Source organism: Actinomadura sp. CNU-125 (genome assembly GCF_001942465.1).
In the GTDB taxonomy this organism is placed as follows: domain Bacteria; phylum Actinomycetota; class Actinomycetes; order Streptosporangiales; family Streptosporangiaceae; genus Spirillospora.
The window spans coordinates 1-1,993 of record NZ_MKJY01000492.1 but is presented as its reverse complement, the minus strand read 5'-3'; the positions used below and the strand labels follow the sequence as shown (position 1 = coordinate 1,993).

Annotated in this window: 3 protein-coding genes; 1 reads left to right on the top strand and 2 read right to left on the bottom strand. The window is 72.2% G+C overall.

Annotation, left to right across the window (positions count from 1 at the left end):
- Positions 1–271: hypothetical protein (locus tag BJF79_RS56465; protein ID WP_262403205.1), on the top strand; the 271-nt coding region annotated here is incomplete at its 5' end.
- 86 nt (positions 272–357) lie between these two features.
- Here BJF79_RS56465 and BJF79_RS38630 read toward each other — a convergent pair.
- Both BJF79_RS38630 and BJF79_RS38625 read right to left on the bottom strand, forming a co-directional pair.
- The gene (locus BJF79_RS38630) at positions 358–888 is read right to left on the bottom strand and encodes a hypothetical protein (protein ID WP_075904824.1); all 531 of its coding nucleotides are present in this window, start codon (positions 886–888) and stop codon (positions 358–360) included.
- A gap of 16 nt (positions 889–904) precedes the next feature.
- Complete coding sequence (locus BJF79_RS38625; protein ID WP_075904822.1) at positions 905–1,894, bottom strand: lipase family protein; 990 nt, start codon at positions 1,892–1,894, stop codon at positions 905–907.
- Positions 1,895–1,993 lie beyond the last annotated feature (99 nt).

Genomic DNA, 1,993 nt, shown 5'->3' with positions numbered 1-1,993 from the left:
AGGGCGGCACCGCCGGTGGCCAGGGCGGCGGCGCCGGTTCCGGCACCGAGGGCGGCGGTTCGGGCGGCTCCGGCGGCGGCGCCGGAACGGCTCCGCGCCGAGCGGCCCGCCCCCGGCGGCCGTCAACGCGTTCGTCAAGTGCATGCAGGGCAAGGGCATCGACATGCCCTCCGACATCCGCAACTGGCAGCCGCCCGCGACCCCGTCCGGCGACATGCAGCGCGCGATGGCCCTGTGCATGCAGGTCATGGCGTCCGCCGCACCCCGCTGACGCACGGCGCCGACGCACGGCGCACGCGCCCCGTCCATCCGCCCTGCTACCGGCGGACGGACGGGGCGGCGATCACCTCACGGCGCTCAGGCCGCGCCGTCCTTGCACGACGGCGCCTTCGCGAACGCCGCCTTCAATTCGGCGTTCTTGCCGAAGTCCTGTTCGGGCCCCTGATAGGTCTGGAACTTCCCGAACGCGTCGCCCATCTGGGCGACGGCTTTCTGCAACGATTTCTCGTTCTTCACATCGGCCTTCTCCAGCCGCAGCGACGCCGTCGACACCGTCGAACGCGTCTGCATCAGATTCGTCATCGCGTCCTTGTACAGTTTCTCGCCGCCCTCCACCGGAGGCGCGCCCAGCTTCTGCATCTCCGTCTCGAACGTCCGCATCCGCTGCGAGACGTCCGCCAGCAGCTTGACGAGCGACTTCTTCGACGTCAGCGCGTCCGCCGCCCGCAACTCCGGCACCTTCATCGAGGGCAGCTGCGCCGAGATGCCGCACAGCTTCCCCGCCCAGGCGACCTCCGGCGGCTCCTTCTTCTCCTCGGATCCGCAGCCGGCGACGGCGAGCGCGGCCGTCCCGGCCAGCACCGCCCCGGCGATCACACGCCGCACCATGTCCGTTCTCCTTCGGTCAAGCACAGTTCGAGGTGGCGGGCTCGCCCGCGAAACGGTCCGCGAGGAACGCCATCGCGTCCTCGTTGCCGCGGTAGACGAGCGTGATGTGGCCGATGCCGTCCCACGTCTTCCAGGTGACGGGGACGCCGAGCGCGCAGTAGTCGCGGTGCAGGCGGTCGGCCTGCCCGAACGCGACGATCTCGTCGGCCTTCGAGTGGTACTGGAACACCGGCGCCTGCGGCGCCCGCCCGCCGAGCGTGTTCTCGGCGACCCGCTCCAGCCACGGCGTCGACGCGTACGGGCTGGTGGCGAAGTAGTCCGGCACCGTCTTGCCCTGGTGGTCGAGCAGCAGCTCCAGCGTGCACGTGTCGTTCTCGAACGCCGTCAGCATGGCGCGTCCGGCGTCGTTGACGTACGACTCCAGGTCCAGTTCCGGGTAGGCGTTCACCATGCCGACCATGGAGTAGAGGAGGAACCCGAACGGGTCGGCGCCCTCCAGCGCGACGCCCACCGCCGCGAGGTCGGACGGGACGCCGCCGCCCACGATGCCCGCGACGTCCAGTTCGGGCGCGTACGCGGGCTGCTTCTGCCCCGCCCACATCGCCGCCGCGCCGCCCTGCGAGTACCCGCGGAACGCGACCGGCGCACTCTCCGACAGCCCCGCCTCCTCCAGCCGCCGCGCCGCGCGGACCGCGTCGATCAGCGCGTTCCCCATCGAATGCACGATGTAGGTCGTCTCGGGGTTCTCGTGGTACCCCTCGTAGTCGGTGACGGCGACCGCGTAGCCCGCCGCGAGCATCTCGTTCAGCGCGGCCTGCTCGTAGAAGGCGCCCTGGTCGATGAACCGGGACGGCGCGCAGCGGAACGACGGCCCGCTCGTCCCCGGCCCGAACCCGACGACCGGCGCCGCCGCGGCGTCCCCGCCCTTCGGCACGAGCACCATCCCCGTCACCGCGACCCGCTCGCCGAGCGCGTCCGTCGACAGGTACATGACCTGCCACGGCATCCGCGAGCCCCCGCGCGGTCGGCGGCCCGGCCTTCGCGGGCCGCGCCCGGATCACGTCGTCGGGCTCCGGCGGGGAGGCGGGGACGGCGGCGTGTAGAA

Excerpts from the sequence above, each read along its gene's own strand:
- BJF79_RS38630 (WP_075904824.1), bottom strand. The coding sequence starts at position 888 with ATGGTGCGGCGTGTGATCGCCGGGGCGGTGCTGGCCGGGACGGCCGCG.
- BJF79_RS38625 (WP_075904822.1), bottom strand. The coding sequence starts at position 1,894 with ATGCCGTGGCAGGTCATGTACCTGTCGACGGACGCGCTCGGCGAGCGG.